This window comes from Pseudomonas sp. S3E17 (assembly GCF_024168685.1).
GTDB classification, from domain to species: domain Bacteria; phylum Pseudomonadota; class Gammaproteobacteria; order Pseudomonadales; family Pseudomonadaceae; genus Aquipseudomonas; species Aquipseudomonas marginalis.
Genome location: NZ_JALJWE010000001.1, coordinates 6,467,071 through 6,482,679 on the forward strand (window position 1 = coordinate 6,467,071; position 15,609 = coordinate 6,482,679).

Consider the following 15,609-nt stretch of genomic DNA (forward strand, 5'->3'; position numbering starts at 1 on the left):
CGACTAGAGCGAGAATATTTATGAGCTTGAATCCAAGAGACGTCGTGATTGTCGACTTCGGTCGTACGCCGATGGGCCGCTCCAAGGGCGGCATGCACCGCAACACCCGCGCTGAAGACATGTCGGCGCACCTGATCAGCAAGCTGCTGGAACGTAACGTCAAGGTCGACCCGAACGAAGTCGAAGACGTGATCTGGGGCTGCGTCAACCAGACCCTGGAGCAGGGCTGGAACATCGCGCGCATGGCGTCGTTGATGACGCAGATCCCGCACACGGCAGCCGGCCAGACCGTCAGCCGCCTGTGTGGCTCGTCCATGAGTGCGCTGCACACCGCCGCCCAGGCGATCATGACCGGCAACGGTGATGTGTTCGTGGTTGGTGGCGTGGAGCACATGGGCCACGTCAGCATGATGCACGGCGTCGATCCTAACCCGCACATGTCGCTGTACGCGGCAAAAGCCTCGGGCATGATGGGTCTGACCGCGGAAATGCTCGGCAAGATGCACGGCATTACCCGTGAAGCCCAGGACGCGTTCGGCGTGCGTTCCCACCAACTCGCCCACAAGGCGACCGTGGAAGGCAAGTTCAAGGATGAAATCATCCCGATGAACGGCTACGACGAGAACGGTTTCCTCAAGCTGTTCGACTACGACGAAACCATTCGTCCGGATACCACCCTGGAAAGCCTGGCGGCCCTCAAGCCTGCCTTCAATCCAAAGGGCGGCACCGTGACGGCGGGTACTTCGTCGCAAATCACCGACGGTGCCTCGTGCATGATCGTGATGTCGGCGCAGCGTGCCCAGGATCTTGGCATCCAGCCGCTGGCAGTGATTCGTTCGATGGCAGTGGCGGGTGTGGACCCGGCAATCATGGGCTATGGTCCAGTACCTGCGACGCAAAAAGCCTTGAAGCGCGCGGGCCTGACCATCTCCGATATCGACTTCTTCGAGCTCAACGAAGCTTTCGCTGCACAGGCCCTGCCGGTGCTGAAAGATTTGAAAGTGCTCGACAAGATGAACGAGAAGGTTAACCTGCACGGCGGTGCGATTGCCCTGGGCCACCCATTCGGTTGCTCCGGTGCGCGTATTTCCGGCACTTTGCTTAACGTGATGAAGCAAAATGGCGGTAACCTTGGGGTTGCAACCATGTGCATTGGTCTCGGCCAAGGCATCTCCACCGTCTTCGAACGCGTCTAAGCGTTGAGTCGACGGAAGCCGGGGCCCAGTGCCCCGGTTTTTGTTTTTTGGAATTTTTAATATTTTTTTTCAACAAATTTTGTAAGGGGGCCAGAGCATGAAAGTCGAACCAGGGCTCTACCAACATTATAAAGGTCCGCAGTACCGCGTTTTCAGCGTGGCACGGCATTCCGAGACCGAAGAAGAAGTGGTGTTCTACCAAGCACTGTATGGCGATTACGGCTTTTGGGTACGCCCCTTGAGCATGTTCCTGGAGACCGTCGAAGTTGACGGCGAGCAGGTCCCGCGCTTTGCTTTGGTCCAGGTCGAACCCAGTCTTTTTTCAGGGCAATAACGGCAGGTCGCGCAGAATGCTGCGCTTGACCTCACCTTGTTGCCACTATATATAGCGTTGCCGCGTCAGGCGCCAACTGCCTTTCACTTCTCGAATTCAGGAATTTTCCGATCCATGGGCAAATCGCTGGTCATTGTGGAATCCCCGGCTAAGGCCAAGACCATCAACAAGTACTTGGGCAACGAGTACGTGGTGAAGTCGAGTATCGGCCATATCCGAGACCTGCCCACCAGCGGTTCGGCTAGCGCCAGCAAGGAGCCTGCCGCCAAGCGCGGCAAGGCGGCCGCGGGCGAAGGTCCGGTGCTCACGCCTAAAGAGAAAGCGCGCAAGCAGCTGGTCTCGCGCATGGGTGTGGACCCGGATCATGGCTGGAAGGCCAAGTACGAAATCCTTCCGGGCAAGGAAAAGGTCATCGAAGAGCTGCGCCGGCTCGCCAAGGATGCCGACACCATCTATCTCGCAACGGACTTGGACCGCGAAGGGGAAGCCATTGCCTGGCACCTGCGGGAAGCCATCGGCGGTGATGACAGCCGCTACAAGCGTGTGGTGTTCAACGAAATCACCAAGAAAGCCATCCAGGAAGCCTTCTCCAAGCCGGGCGAGCTGGACATCGATCGCGTCAACGCCCAGCAGGCCCGTCGTTTCCTCGACCGCGTCGTGGGCTACATGGTCTCGCCGCTGCTGTGGGCCAAGATCGCCCGTGGCCTGTCCGCCGGTCGTGTGCAATCGGTAGCGGTCAAGCTGGTGGTGGAGCGCGAACGTGAGATCCGTGCGTTCAACCCCGAGGAATACTGGGAAGTCCACGCCGATCTCGGCACCGCCAAGGGCGCCAACGTGCGCTTCGAAGTGGCCCGTGAGAAAGGCGAGGCGTTCAAGCCGCTGAACGAAGCCCAGGCCATGGCCGCGCTGGAAAAGCTCAAGGCCTCCAGCTACAGCATCGTCAAGCGTGAAGACAAACCGACCAGCAGCAAGCCGTCGGCGCCGTTCATCACCTCCACCCTGCAACAGGCCGCGAGCAACCGCCTGGGCTTCGGGGTGAAGAAAACCATGATGATGGCCCAGCGTCTGTACGAAGCCGGCTACATCACTTATATGCGTACCGACTCCACCAACCTGTCGCAAGACGCGGTGGCGATGGCGCGTACCTATATTGAAAGCGAATTCGGCAAGAAGTACCTGCCGGAGAAGCCGAACGTCTACAGCAGCAAAGAGGGCGCGCAGGAGGCGCACGAAGCGATTCGTCCTTCCGATGCCAACACCGAGCCAAGCAAGCTGAGTGGCATGGAACGCGACGCTGAGCGCCTCTACGAGCTGATCTGGCGCCAGTTCCTGGCTTGCCAGATGCTGCCGGCGCAATACCTGTCCACTACCGTCAGTGTCGGCGCCGGGGACTTCGAGCTGCGCGCCAAGGGTCGTATCCTCAAGTTCGACGGCTACACCCGGGTGATGCCGCAGATCGCCAAGCCTGGCGATGACGATGTGCTGCCGGACATGGCTCAGGGCGACACGTTGAAGCTGATCAAGCTCGACCCGTCCCAGCACTTCACCAAGCCGCCGGCGCGTTATTCGGAAGCCAGCCTGGTGAAAGAGATGGAGAAGCGCGGTATCGGTCGTCCGTCGACCTACGCGGCGATCATCTCCACCATCCAGGACCGTGGCTACGTCGCGCTGCACAACCGTCGTTTCTATTCGGAAAAGATGGGCGATATCGTTACCGAGCGCCTGTCCGAGAGCTTCTCCAACCTGATGGACTACGGCTTTACCGCCGGTATGGAAGAGAACCTCGATGACGTGGCCCAGGGCGAGCGCGACTGGAAAAACGTGCTCGACGAGTTCTACGGCGACTTCAAGAAAAAACTTGAAGTGGCCGAAAGCCCTGAGAGCGGCATGCGTGCCAACCAGCCGGTGATGACCGACATTCCGTGCCTGACCTGTGGCCGTCCGATGCAGATTCGTACCGCATCCACCGGCGTGTTCCTCGGTTGCTCGGGCTACAGCCTGCCGCCGAAAGAACGCTGCAAGGCCACCGTCAACCTGGTGCCGGGCGATGAAATCGCCGCCGACGACGAGGGTGAATCCGAGTCGCTGGTACTGCGTGGCAAGCACCGCTGCCCGATCTGCAGTACGGCGATGGACGCTTACCTGCTGGACGAGAAGCACAAGCTGCACATCTGCGGTAACAACCCGGATTGCGACGGCTACGAGATCGAAGAGGGCAGCTACCGCATCAAGGGTTATGAAGGCCCGAGCCTCGAATGCGACAAGTGCGGCAGCGAGATGCAGCTCAAGACCGGCCGTTTCGGCAAGTTCTTCGGTTGCACCAACCCGACCTGCAAGAACACACGCAAACTGCTGAAAAGCGGTGACGCGGCGCCGCCGAAAATGGACCCGGTGAAGATGCCGGAACTCAAGTGCGAGAAGGTCAACGACACCTACATCCTGCGTGACGGCGCCTCGGGCCTGTTCCTGGCGGCCAGCCAGTTCCCGAAAAACCGCGAGACCCGAGCGCCGTTGGTGCTGGAGATCGTGCCGCACAAGGACGAGATCGATCCGAAGTACCACTTCCTGTGTGAAGCGCCGAAGAAGGATCCTGATGGCCGCCCAGCCGTGATCCGCTACAGCCGCAAGACCAAGGAGCAGTACGTGCAGACCGAAGTGGACGGCAAACCTACCGGCTGGAAAGCGTTCTACGACGGTGGCAAGTGGAAGGTCGAGGACAAGCGCCAGGGCGCTTGACCCGCTAGTCTGTTAACGTTAGAAGCCGTCTGTATAGACGGCTTTTGCTTGCTGTGGGAACGAGGAGGGCGCCTGGTCCTCGCTCGCGAAGGTTGTTAACGATTACGCGAAAAACCTGGCGCCAAACGGTGCTCTGAAGTTTTTCGCGAGCAAGCTCGCTCCTACATAGCCAGGATCACGCTTATTCGTTGTGGAGATTGCCGTTATGGCCAACGAGCTCTATACCCGTACCAATCAGAAAATTTATTTTGCGGGTTTGTCCCTGGAAGCCCTTGGCCGTGCCGAGGAGGGGAAGGAGATGAATGCGATTGCGCTGGTCCAGGCCGGGCGTGAAGCCGCGTTGTTCCACCTGTATGGTGCGTTACTGGGCTTGTGTCATGAGATCGCCGGGTTCTACCGCTTGCCCCAGGCCGGTTCGCCCCGTGCGGAAATGATCATGAATCGTGAGGTGCTGGAAAGCATGGCGATCCCTGAGCTGGCCGAATTGGTGGAAATGGCGCAGAGCCCTGACAGCTGGGTCGCGCGTCTGCTTAAGGCCCATGCGGATATGTTTCAGCCGCCCCGTGTTCCCCATGTGCCCAAGGGCGATGTGACCCAGCCCTTGATCGTTGCGGTTGCATTGGAAGAGGAAGAGCCCAAGCCATTGAGTCGCCAAGAGTTGGAAGGCTGGCGTCAGGCGCTGAAAAAGATGGCATTGCGCTTTCGTGAAGGTTTGAACGAGTGCTGAACGTTGGTCGGATTCACATGGCACCGTTCATCAAGCCGTAAAGAAACCTCTTCAGATCCTCAGCGAGGCCGGGCGGATGACTGATATAATCCCGGCCTTTCGTGGAGAACAGACTTTTATGCCGACGTCCTTTCTGGAAATTGTTGAGTTGCCTGACGGCCGAATCGAGCTGCGCCGGGCCGAGGACGAAGGTTCTCTGGTTATCCTGGATTTTTCCGAGGACGCCAAGGTGTTCCTGCAGGGCCAGCACGTGGAAGTGGCAAAAGCCATGTTGAGCGTTGGTGTGCAGATGGCCGGTCGCCTGGCAGAAGGCGAGCCCGAGAAAGAAGACGGCCCGCGCGTTCTTCACTGAGTGGGGCAAGTGGGTTCGCTGTTGTGGCAAGCCCGCTCACCACAGTAAGACCGTTCGCCACAACAGGCCCCTCCCCAGGGACAGCCTGCGGCACACCGAATTACCCCAATCGAATATTCAAGCTCTGTGCATCGCCGGTACGCGCTGCGCTGATCAGCTGTGCCTTGGCAGTGGCATTCAGCGGGTTGAGCCAGCTCACCACGGTGTGGCTACGGCCCAGGCGCAAGGCTTCACAGGTCAACTGCTGAGCACTTTGCGCACCGCGGGGTTGCAGTAACAGGATGCGCTCGCGATTAAGGCCGGCATCCCGTAGCCAGGCCTGGGTCAGGCTGGCGGGCGGGGCAATCAGCGTCAACCAGCGTGCATCCTGTTCCTCGCTCAGTTCACGAAGGATCGGCGCCAGCAGGCTCAGGCAGCTCCCAGCCGCACCGCGCAACGACAGTTCACTGAACGCCTCAGGTTCGGCGCCCCAGGGCGCCTCGACCGTTTCCTTGAGGATGGGCGCAAGGGGTTGGGCCATAAAGGCCTCGAACAGCGACAGTTGTGTGTGTTGGGGGGTGTGCACGAGCTGCATGATGCCTCCTTTAGCGGCGAATGACGCCGACGCTCAGGCCTTCGATCACCAGGTCCTGATCTTTCAGGTTCACTTCAATCGGGGCGAACTCAGGGTTCTCGGCCAGAAGCCAGACCTTGCTGCCTTCGCGCTTGAAGCGTTTGACGGTGACTTCATCGCCAATACGGGCGACGACGATCTGGCCGTTACGGGCTTCGCGGGTAGTGTGGACGGCCAGCAGGTCGCCATCGAAGATCCCTACGTCCTTCATGCTCATGCCGTGCACCCGTAACAGGTAGTCGGCGCGAGGGTGGAAGAAGGTCGGGTTGATGTTGCAGGATTCCTCGACGTGCTGCTGTGCCAGGATGGGCGCACCGGCGGCGACGCGACCGATGATCGGCAGTGTCGATTCGTCGGCCTTGGCTTCGAAGCCAGGGATGCGAATACCCCGTGAAGCACCGGGGGTCATCTCGATCGCGCCTTTGCGAGCGAGGGCCTTGAGGTGTTCTTCGGCGGCGTTGGGGGACTTGAACCCCAGTTCCAGCGCAATTTCGGCTCGTGTCGGCGGGTAGCCGTTGTCATCGAGGCAGCGCTTGATAAAAGCCAGAATCTCAGCTTGGCGTGGCGTCAGTTTTAGCATGTTGATCGCTCTGTCTTTTTATACAGTGACTGGGATTATATACAGTGGACTGCGCTTGGCAATCATCCTTTTCTACGCCTCCGCTGGACGGTCATTCGTTAGCTGTCCTACAAGGCAGAGATAGCGCTGCCTACAGACCTGGGAGTATGTGATTAAATAGCGATGAAATAGATGACTGCCCGGCCGGAAAGCGAACTTGCAGGCTTGACAAGACACACCCTGAAACGTATGTTTCAAACAAGTGTTTGTCAGGCGGAGTATCCATGGCCCAGTCGGAAACCGTTGAACGCATTCTCGATGCTGCCGAGCAATTGTTCGCGGAAAAAGGATTTGCTGAAACTTCATTGCGGCTGATCACCAGCAAAGCCGGGGTAAACCTCGCCGCAGTGAACTACCATTTCGGCTCGAAAAAGGCCCTGATCCAGGCGGTATTCTCGCGCTTCCTGGGGCCGTTCTGTGCCAGCCTGGACCGTGAACTCGAGCGCCGCCAGGCCAAGGCCGACCACAAGCCGACCCTGGAAGACCTGCTGGAAATGCTCGTGGAGCAGGCGCTGGTGGTTCAGCCACGCAGCGGCAATGACCTGTCGATCTTCATGCGCCTGCTGGGCCTGGCATTCAGCCAGAGCCAGGGCCACTTGCGCCGTTACCTGGAAGACATGTACGGCAAGGTATTCCGCCGCTATATGTTGCTGGTCAACGAAGCCGCCCCGCGTATTCCGCCTATCGAACTGTTCTGGCGCGTGCACTTCATGCTCGGTGCGGCCGCATTCAGCATGTCCGGGATCAAGGCGTTGCGTGCGATTGCCGAGACCGATTTCGGCGTAAATACTTCCATTGAGCAGGTCATGCGCCTGATGGTGCCATTCCTTGCCGCAGGTATGCGCGCTGAAACCGGCGTGACCGACTCGGCCATGGCTGCCGCTCAATTGCGCCCGCGCAGCAAATCCACGCCAGCTGCCGCCAAGGTTTGACCGCTCCGGGTGTGCGCGGCCGCTTGCATCCGCTAAGCTAGCTGCCCATGTCGAATTCAGCTATTTACTCGCAACCTGTTGTCCTCACTGCGCCTGGTGGGGTCAACGGGTTGTGTGCGTTATTTAAGGAAGGTTTATGACTGCTGCCCTGCAAGGTTCTTTGATGGTCGACGTGGCCGGTACTTGGCTGACGGCCGAGGATCGCCACCTGTTGCGCCAGCCTGAGGTCGGTGGCCTGATCATTTTTGCGCGCAATATCGAGCACCCACGGCAGGTGCGGGAATTGAGCGCGGCGATTCGTGCCGTGCGCCCGGACCTGCTGCTGGCGGTCGACCAGGAAGGCGGTCGCGTACAGCGCCTGCGCCAGGGGTTTGTGCGCCTGCCGGCCATGCGCGCGTTGGCGGACAACCCCAATGCCGAGTACCTGGCCGAGCAGTGCGGCTGGATCATGGCCACCGAAGTACTGGCGGTCGGTCTCGACCTGAGCTTCGCCCCGGTACTGGACCTGGACTACCAGCGCAGCGCCGTGGTCGGCACCCGTTCCTTCGAGGGCGATCCCGAGCGCGCCGCCGTGCTCGCCGGTGCCTTTATCCGAGGCATGAACAGCGCCGGCATGGCCGCCACCGGTAAACATTTCCCCGGCCATGGCTGGGCCGAGGCTGATTCCCACGTCGCGATTCCCAATGACGAACGCAGCCTGGAACAGATTCGCGCCAATGACCTGGTGCCTTTCGCACGCCTGAGCAAGCAGTTGGCGGCAGTGATGCCGGCGCATGTTATCTACCCGCAGGTGGATGCGCAGCCTGCCGGCTTCTCACGCCGCTGGTTGCAGGACATCCTGCGCGGCGAGTTGCAGTTCGATGGGGTGATTTTCAGCGATGACCTGTCGATGGCCGGTGCCCATGTGGTCGGCGACGCGGCCAGTCGGATCGAGGCGGCGCTGACCGCCGGTTGCGACATGGGGCTGGTGTGCAACGATCGTGCGGCGGCTGAGCTGGCGCTGAGTGCGGCGCAGCGCATGAAGGTCACACCGTCGGCGCGCATCGGGAGTATGCGTGGGCAGGCGATTGCTTCGACTGACTACAAGCAGGATCCGCGCTGGCTCACCGCACTTGGCGCTTTGCGGGATGCACAGCTGATCTAGCGCTTTTCCTGCTTATTGGGCAACGGCGCAAACAACGCCTCGATATCCTCGTTGCCCAACTGCCAATCCCCTGTCGTACGCCCATCCAGCACACCCGCTGCCAGGTCGGATTTTTCCTTCTGCAGGTGCTGGATTTTCTCCTCCACCGTGCCCCGCGCGATCATCTTGTACACGAACACCGGCTTCTCCTGGCCGATGCGGTACGCACGGTCGGTGGCCTGGTTTTCCGTGGCCGGGTTCCACCAAGGGTCGTAGTGAATCACGGTATCGGCTTCGGTCAGGTTCAGGCCCACGCCACCGGCCTTCAGGCTGATCAGGAAAATCTGCAACTTGCCGCTCTGGAAATCCTTCACCGGTGTGCGCCGATCGCGGGTCTGGCCCGTCAACAGGGCGTAAGCGACACCGCGTTTTTTCAGCTCCACTTCGATCAGGCTCAACATCGAGGTGAACTGGGAAAACAACAGGATCCGGCGACCTTCCTCAAACAGCTCTTCGAGCATTTCCATCAGGCTGTCGAGCTTGCCCGAACTGCTGCCGCGGGTGGGCAGGGTCGCGTCGTTGACCAGGCGCAGGTCGCAGCACACCTGGCGTAACTTCAGCAGTGCTTCAAGGATGATGATCTGGCTGCGTGCCACGCCTTTGCGGGTGATTTCGTCGCGGACCTTTTTGTCCATGGCCAGGCGCATGGTCTCGTACACATCGCGCTGGGCCTCATTGAGGTCGACCCAGTGAATGATCTCGGTCTTGGGCGGCAGTTCCGTGGCCACCTGCTCCTTGGTGCGGCGCAGCAGGAAGGGTTTGATCCGACCGTTGAGGTGCTGCAATCGTACCTCGCTGGCGCGCTTTTCGATGGGAACGCGGTAGTCGCGGTTGAAGCTTTTGACGTCGCCCAGCCAGCCCGGCAGCAGGAAGTGGAACAGCGACCACAACTCGCCCAGGTGGTTTTCCAGCGGTGTGCCGCTCAAGCACAGGCGCTGCCGGGCATTCAGCTCGCGGGCGGCCTGGGCTGCCTTGCTGGAAGGGTTCTTGATGTACTGGGCTTCATCGAGGATCAGCACATGCAAGGGCAGGGCGGCCAGGTGCTCGATGTCCTTGGGCAGCAGCGCGTAGGTGGTCAACAGCAGGTCGTAGTCCTGCAGGCTGGCGAAGTGTTTTTTGCGCGTGGCCCCGTACAGCGCCAGCACCTTGAGTTGCGGGGTGAAGTGCGCCGCTTCGTCCAACCAGTTGGGGATCAGGCTGGTGGGCATCACCACCATGCACGGGCGGTCCAGGCGCCCGGCGATCTTTTCACTGAGGATATGCGCCAGGGTCTGCAGGGTTTTGCCCAGGCCCATGTCATCCGCAAGAATGCCGCCCACCTCCAGCTGGCGCAGCGACTGCATCCAGCTCAACCCTTCCAGTTGATAAGGCCGCAAGGTCGCATTCAGGCCTTCGGGCGCCACACAGGTGAAGTCCTTGATGTCCCGCAGGCGCTGGGCAAAGTTGCGGATCTTCTCGCCGCCCTCCCATTGCAGGGGCAGGTCTTCCAGCGGATTGAGGCGAATCGCATCGGCCTTGGCCAGGCGTAGCGTGGTGGTGCCGGGCTCCTGCAGGTAAAACTCACCGAGGGTGGCCAGTACCGGTTTCAGGCGGCCGTAGGGCAGGGCCACTTGCAGCGGGCCATGACCGCCATTGGGCAGGCCGGGGATATTCACCAGGATCAGCTCGTCATCGCGGCGCCGCGCAAGTTTTTCCGGGTTGAGGATCTCGGTGTGGGAGCGCATCAGGTTGAGCAGGATCGGCAGCAGGCTCAGGCGCTCACCGTTGACGATAATCCCCAGTTCCAGGTCGAACCAGTCGCGCTCGGGGCCTTCATCGACGGTGGCGTACCAGTCGTCGACGGCGCTCAGGTCAAACCCGAAGTCATCATCGATCTGCAGCTCCCAACCCTCGGCCCGCAGGGTCGGCGAGGCATTGAGGGTGAAGTTCAGCCAGGCGCTGTCATTGACCATCTCGAACAGCTCGCCGGCGCTTTCCGGCAAGGCCTTGCTCTGGCGCGTGGCGATCTTGAAACCGAGCAGGCGCAGTTGTTCGCGATAGGGCTGCTCCAGCTCGGGATGGCGCTTGATGCGCAGGCTCTGGGTTTCCTGGCGCACGATGATATCGGCGTTCTTCTGCCCGCTGACATAGTTGCCCAGGTAGTTGAACGACAACGCCGCACGGTGCTGGATATAGCGTTGCATCTTGCCGTTGCGCGGCTCAAATGCGCTGAACTCGACGCTGGCCAGCCACAGGCGCGGCACGGGCACCACATCCTCCATCACCACCTGCGGCAACACCACGCGGTTATCCAGCACGGCCTGGAGTTTTTCCAGCAACTCGGCATCCTGGGCGGCCGCCGGGTAGGCCAGGGTTTCCTGGACCTTGAGCAGCACCGCGGCGATGTGTTTGCAGTTGGTGTGCACCGGGCAGGTACAGCGGCTGTCCACCAGGATCAGCGCGCCTTTGGCCGATTCGCGCAATGAGATGGTCTGCCGGTAAACGTTGCCCCCCGAGCCTTCGCAACTGGCGACGATGGTGCTGTCGCCGGATTCGACGATGCGCACGCGGTTCTCCAGGGCATAGCGACGCCCGCGCTCCAGGCTTTGCTCTTTGAAGCGATTGGCCCATGAAGGGGCCAGGGGTTTGGTCAACGGCGACGTCAGGGGCATGGCGCTGGATCAGTCCTGAATGTCGGGCGGGGGTGCGCTGGGTGGCTTGGCGGTCAGCGAAGTGATCTTGATCAGCAGTGCCAGGTGGCCGCCATCCAGGTAGTTGAGCTGGTTGTTCTTGGTGCGCACGTCTTTCTGGCTCAGGTGTTCGCTGGCCACCACACTGCCGTTGCTGTCGAACGTGTTGAGCCAGAAGTCCGCATCGATATCCGTGAAGCGCCCCAGTTGCAGGCTCAACACCCCTTCGATGGGGAACTGGCCGAACTGCTCCTGGCCGTCAGTGATCGCGATCCTGACCGGCTGCTCGCCGAGGTTCTGTTCCCAGGCCTTGTGCGCCAGCACGGTGAAGCTGTTATCGGCGTTGAGTTTGTCGACGATATTGTTCAGGCGCGGCGGGCTCAGCCTGTCGCCCAACCGCTGCGCGCCCGCATCCCAGTTTTCCGGCGCAGCGCGGCTGTTGAGCGCCGGCTCCGCGTTCTGGCGTACCAGGATCATTTCCACCTGGTACGGACTGTCGGCAAATGCCGAAGGCGCGAGTACCACCAACAACAGGCTCAGAATGCGGAACAGGCGCATTGGGGCGTCCTTCAAGCAGATTTCGGGATGAGGCGCTCGAACAACGCCTCCAATGTATTAAAGCGTTCTTCGGCACGTTCCATCGGCACCATGAACTTGAACAGCGTAGCCCCTTCGAACTTGTAGCGATTGGGCTGGCCCTGGATCAGCTTGATCAGCACCAGTGGGTCCACCGGTGTCTGCGCTTCGAACTCGATACGCCCGCCTTGCGGCCCGGCGTCGACTTTCTTGATCCCAAGCTGCTCGGCCTGCAATTTGAGCAGGGTCAGGCGCACCAGGTTCTTGGTCGGCTCGGGCAGCAGGCCGAAGCGGTCGATCATCTCCACCTGCAGGTCCTTGAGGCCCTCTTCGTCGGTGGCCGAGGCGATGCGCTTGTACAGGATCAGGCGTGCATGCACATCCGGCAGGTAGTCTTCGGGGATCAACGCCGGCAAGCGCAGGTTGATTTCCGGACCGCCGCCCAGGGGCTGGTCGAGGTTTGGCTGCTCGCCCTTGCGGATGGCTTTCACCGCGCGTTCGAGCATCTCCATATACAGGGTGAAGCCGACGGCCTGGATCTGCCCGCTCTGGCCATCGCCCAGCAGTTCGCCGGCACCGCGGATTTCCAGGTCGTTGGTGGCCAGCACAAAACCGGCGCCCAGGTCCTGGGTGTTAGCGATCGCTTCCAGGCGCTTCTCGGCGTCCCCGGTGATCTGCTGGCGGGGCGGCGTCAGCAGGTAGGCATACGCCTGGTGGTGACTACGTCCAACCCGGCCGCGCAGCTGATGCAGCTGGGCCAGGCCGAACTTGTCCGCCCGCTCGATGATGATGGTGTTGGCGCTAGGCACGTCGATGCCGGTCTCGATGATGGTCGAGGCGATCAGCACGTTGAAGCGCTTGTGGTAGAAGTCGCTCATCACCTGTTCGAGATCGCGTTCGCGCATCTGCCCGTGGCCGATGGCGATGCGTGCTTCCGGCACCAGTTCGGCGAGGTCGGCGGCGCATTTCTCGATGGTTTTTACGTCGTTGTGCAGGTAGTACACCTGGCCGCCGCGCAGCAATTCCCGCAGCAGCGCTTCCTTGACTGTGCTTTTGTTCTGCTCCATCACGAACGTGCGCACCGACAGGCGCCGCGCCGGCGGCGTGGCGATGATCGACAGGTCGCGCATGCCCGACACCGCCATGTTCAGCGTGCGCGGAATCGGCGTGGCGGTGAGGGTAAGAATGTCGACTTCGCTGCGCAGGGCCTTGAGCTGTTCTTTCTGACGCACACCGAAGCGGTGTTCTTCGTCGATGATCACCAGGCCCAGGTTCTTGATCTTTACATCGTCCGACAGCAGCTTGTGCGTGCCGATCACGATGTCGATCTTGCCTTCCGCGAGGTCGGCGACCGCCGCGTTGACTTCCTTGGCGGACTTGAAGCGGCTCATCACTTCCACGGTCACCGGCCAGTCGGCAAAGCGGTCTCGGAAGCTGTTGTAGTGCTGCTGGGCGAGCAGGGTGGTCGGCACCAGGATCGCCACTTGCTTGCCGCCGTGTACCGCAATAAAGGCTGCGCGCATGGCCACTTCGGTCTTGCCGAAGCCCACGTCGCCGCACACCAGGCGGTCCATCGGCTTGGGCGCGAGCATGTCGGCGCGCACCGCTTCGATGGTGGTTTGCTGGTCCGGGGTTTCTTCGAAGGCGAAGCCGGCACTGAAGGTGGCGTAGTCGGCCTTCGGGTCGGCGAAGGCATACCCTTCGCGCGCCGCACGACGGGCATAGATGTCGAGCAGTTCGGCGGCGACATCGCGCACTTGCTCGGCGGCCTTGCGCTTGGCTTTCTGCCAGGTCTCGGAACCCAGGCGGTGCAACGGCGCCAGGGCGTCGTCGCTGCCGGTGTAGCGGGCGATCAGGTGCAGGTTGGCCACCGGCACGTAGAGCTTGGCGCCTTCGGCGTATTCCATGGTGAGGAATTCGGCGGCCTGGTTGTCGATCTCCAGGGTCTGCAGGCCCAGGTAGCGGCCGACACCGTGGTCGATATGCACCACCGGCGCGCCTTCGCGCAGTTCCGTGAGGTTTTTGATCACCGCGTCGTTGTTGGCGTCGGCGCGTTTTTCACGGCGGCGACGCTGCATCACGCGCTGGCCGAACAACGGGCTTTCGGCGATCAGCGCGAGCGCCGGGTCATCCAGCAGCAGGCCTTCGTCCAGTGGCGCGATGGTGATCGCCAGGCGCTCTTTGCCGGCGACAAAATCCGGCCAGCTGTCGACGGTTTTCGGCCGCAGCTTCAGGCGTTCCAGCAGCTCCAGCAGCACTTCACGGCGCCCGGCGGACTCGGCGGTGAACAGCACGCGGCCGGGGAAGTCGCCGAGGAAGTTCGAGAGTGCTTCCAGGGGTTGCGTGGCTTTGGCCTGGATCGCCAGGTCCGGCAGCGTTGCCGCCGGGAAACGCTCGCGGCCGCTGCCGGCGTCCACATCCTGCTGGCTGGCGACCACGCGCGGCCAGTTCTTCAGGCGGGCGAAGCAGTCTTCCACCGGCAGGAACAATTCGGCAGGCGGCAGTAAAGGCCGGGAAGGATCGACGCGGCGCTCTTCATAACGGTTGCGCACGTCGTTCCAGAAGTTTTCCGCCGCCTGTTCGATGCCCGGCAACGAGAACACTTGGGTGTCCTGGGGCAGGTAGTCGAACAGGGTGGAGGTTTCGTCGAAGAACAGCGGCAGGTAGTACTCGATACCGGCCGGGGTAATCCCGCTGCTCAAGTCCTGGAAGATCGGGCAGCGGCGGAAGTCCACGTCAAAGCGTTCACGGAAGCGCGCCTTGAAGCGCGTGACCGCGTCCTTTTGCAGCGGGAACTCCCGTGCCGGCAGCAGCTTGATCGACTCGACCTTGTCGATGGACCGCTGGTTTTCCGGGTCGAAGGTGCGCAGGGTCTCGATTTCGTCATCGAACAGGTCGATGCGGTACGGCAACTTGCTGCCCATGGGGAACAGGTCGATCAGTGCACCACGCACGGCGAATTCACCGTGTTCATACACCGTGTCGACGCAGCGGTAGCCGCTGGCTTCGAGGCGCGTGCGCATCTGTTCCACGTCGAGCTTCTGGCCGATATCCAGCACCAGGCTGCTGCCCAGCAGGAACTTGGTCGGCGCCAGGCGGTGCAGGGCGGTGGTGATCGGCACCACCAACACACCGTGGGCCAGTTCCGGCAGGCGGTACAGGCTGGCGATGCGCTGGGAGATGATGTCCTGGTGCGGCGAGAACAGGTCGTAGGGCAGGGTTTCCCAGTCGGGAAAATGCAGCACCGGCAAATCGGGGGCGAAGAAGCTCAGCTCCTGCTCCAACCGTTCGGCGCTTTGGCTGTCGGCGGTAAGCAGCAGGGTAAAGCGCTTGGCTGCGCTGGCAGCCTCGGCAATGGCCAGGCTCAGGGCGGCACCGGGCAGGTTGCCCCAGTGCTGTTTACCTGCCGCGGCAGGGAGAAGCGGTAGACGCAGAACGGGCACGGAAGGTTGAGCTCCAAGCGTTGCGACAAAGTCGGTAATTGTAACGGCCCGAGGTGCCGCCTGTCAGTTGCTGACTGAGCCTATTACGGTTTGTAGGAAATGTAGTGGCTAAGACAAACAAAGCAGCCTTTTGACTCATTATGTAGTGCCGTTTTGCACGGATGTTTCGGAGGGTTACGGACAAGTTGGCGGCACTGCGCCATTGGTGGCCTTCTGAAACCCGCGTGTT

The 15,609-nt window shown here is 61.3% G+C and carries 12 protein-coding genes; 7 read left to right on the forward strand and 5 right to left on the reverse strand.

Annotated elements, in window-relative coordinates:
• The first annotated feature begins 20 nt into the window (after positions 1 to 20).
• The 5 genes from fadA (at position 21) to J3D60_RS29395 (ending at position 5,345) form a co-directional block, all read left to right on the forward strand.
• Complete coding sequence (gene fadA / locus J3D60_RS29375) at positions 21 to 1,196, forward strand: acetyl-CoA C-acyltransferase FadA (RefSeq protein ID WP_026136849.1); 1,176 nt, start codon at positions 21 to 23, stop codon at positions 1,194 to 1,196.
• Positions 1,197 to 1,293: 97 nt separating this feature from the next.
• Positions 1,294 to 1,530, forward strand: coding sequence for a DUF1653 domain-containing protein (locus J3D60_RS29380; protein ID WP_027604241.1), 237 nt, complete (start codon positions 1,294 to 1,296; stop codon positions 1,528 to 1,530).
• A gap of 114 nt (positions 1,531 to 1,644) precedes the next feature.
• Entirely contained in the window at positions 1,645 to 4,266 is a 2,622-nt protein-coding gene (gene topA / locus J3D60_RS29385) for a type I DNA topoisomerase (RefSeq protein ID WP_027604240.1), read from the forward strand.
• Positions 4,267 to 4,471: 205 nt separating this feature from the next.
• Entirely contained in the window at positions 4,472 to 4,993 is a 522-nt protein-coding gene (locus tag J3D60_RS29390) for a DUF6586 family protein (RefSeq protein ID WP_253493688.1), read from the forward strand.
• A gap of 118 nt (positions 4,994 to 5,111) precedes the next feature.
• Positions 5,112 to 5,345 (forward strand): hypothetical protein, encoded by a 234-nt coding sequence (locus J3D60_RS29395; RefSeq protein ID WP_010212068.1) that lies wholly within the window; start codon positions 5,112 to 5,114, stop codon positions 5,343 to 5,345.
• Between the two features lie 100 nt (positions 5,346 to 5,445).
• On the opposite strand, the gene sulA is transcribed toward J3D60_RS29395, so the two are convergent.
• Both sulA and lexA read right to left on the reverse strand, forming a co-directional pair.
• Entirely contained in the window at positions 5,446 to 5,919 is a 474-nt protein-coding gene (sulA, locus tag J3D60_RS29400) for an SOS-induced cell division inhibitor SulA (protein ID WP_065939343.1), read from the reverse strand.
• A gap of 10 nt (positions 5,920 to 5,929) precedes the next feature.
• Positions 5,930 to 6,538, reverse strand: a complete 609-nt coding sequence (gene lexA, locus J3D60_RS29405; protein WP_003172575.1) for a transcriptional repressor LexA — start codon at positions 6,536 to 6,538, stop codon at positions 5,930 to 5,932.
• Between the two features lie 263 nt (positions 6,539 to 6,801).
• Here lexA and J3D60_RS29410 point away from each other — a divergent pair, with 263 nt between their 5' ends.
• Together J3D60_RS29410 and nagZ are read left to right on the forward strand one after the other, a co-directional pair.
• The gene (locus J3D60_RS29410) at positions 6,802 to 7,509 is read left to right on the forward strand and encodes a TetR/AcrR family transcriptional regulator (RefSeq protein WP_027604237.1); all 708 of its coding nucleotides are present in this window, start codon (positions 6,802 to 6,804) and stop codon (positions 7,507 to 7,509) included.
• Positions 7,510 to 7,645: 136 nt separating this feature from the next.
• A complete protein-coding gene (gene nagZ / locus J3D60_RS29415; RefSeq protein WP_253493690.1) occupies positions 7,646 to 8,653 on the forward strand; it encodes a beta-N-acetylhexosaminidase in 1,008 nt (335 codons plus the stop codon).
• Here the strand turns inward: nagZ and J3D60_RS29420 are convergent.
• The 3 genes from J3D60_RS29420 to mfd are packed head-to-tail and all read right to left on the reverse strand — an operon-like array spanning position 8,650 to position 15,380.
• Positions 8,650 to 11,343: a DEAD/DEAH box helicase gene (locus tag J3D60_RS29420; RefSeq protein WP_253493691.1), complete on the reverse strand. Its 2,694-nt coding sequence runs from the start codon at positions 11,341 to 11,343 to the stop codon at positions 8,650 to 8,652. The two genes, nagZ and J3D60_RS29420, sit on opposite strands and share 4 nt — an antisense overlap.
• A 9-nt stretch (positions 11,344 to 11,352) precedes the next feature.
• The gene (locus J3D60_RS29425) at positions 11,353 to 11,919 is read right to left on the reverse strand and encodes a CsiV family protein (protein WP_065928156.1); all 567 of its coding nucleotides are present in this window, start codon (positions 11,917 to 11,919) and stop codon (positions 11,353 to 11,355) included.
• Between the two features lie 11 nt (positions 11,920 to 11,930).
• Entirely contained in the window at positions 11,931 to 15,380 is a 3,450-nt protein-coding gene (mfd, locus tag J3D60_RS29430) for a transcription-repair coupling factor (RefSeq protein ID WP_253493692.1), read from the reverse strand.
• Positions 15,381 to 15,609: the final 229 nt, after the last annotated feature.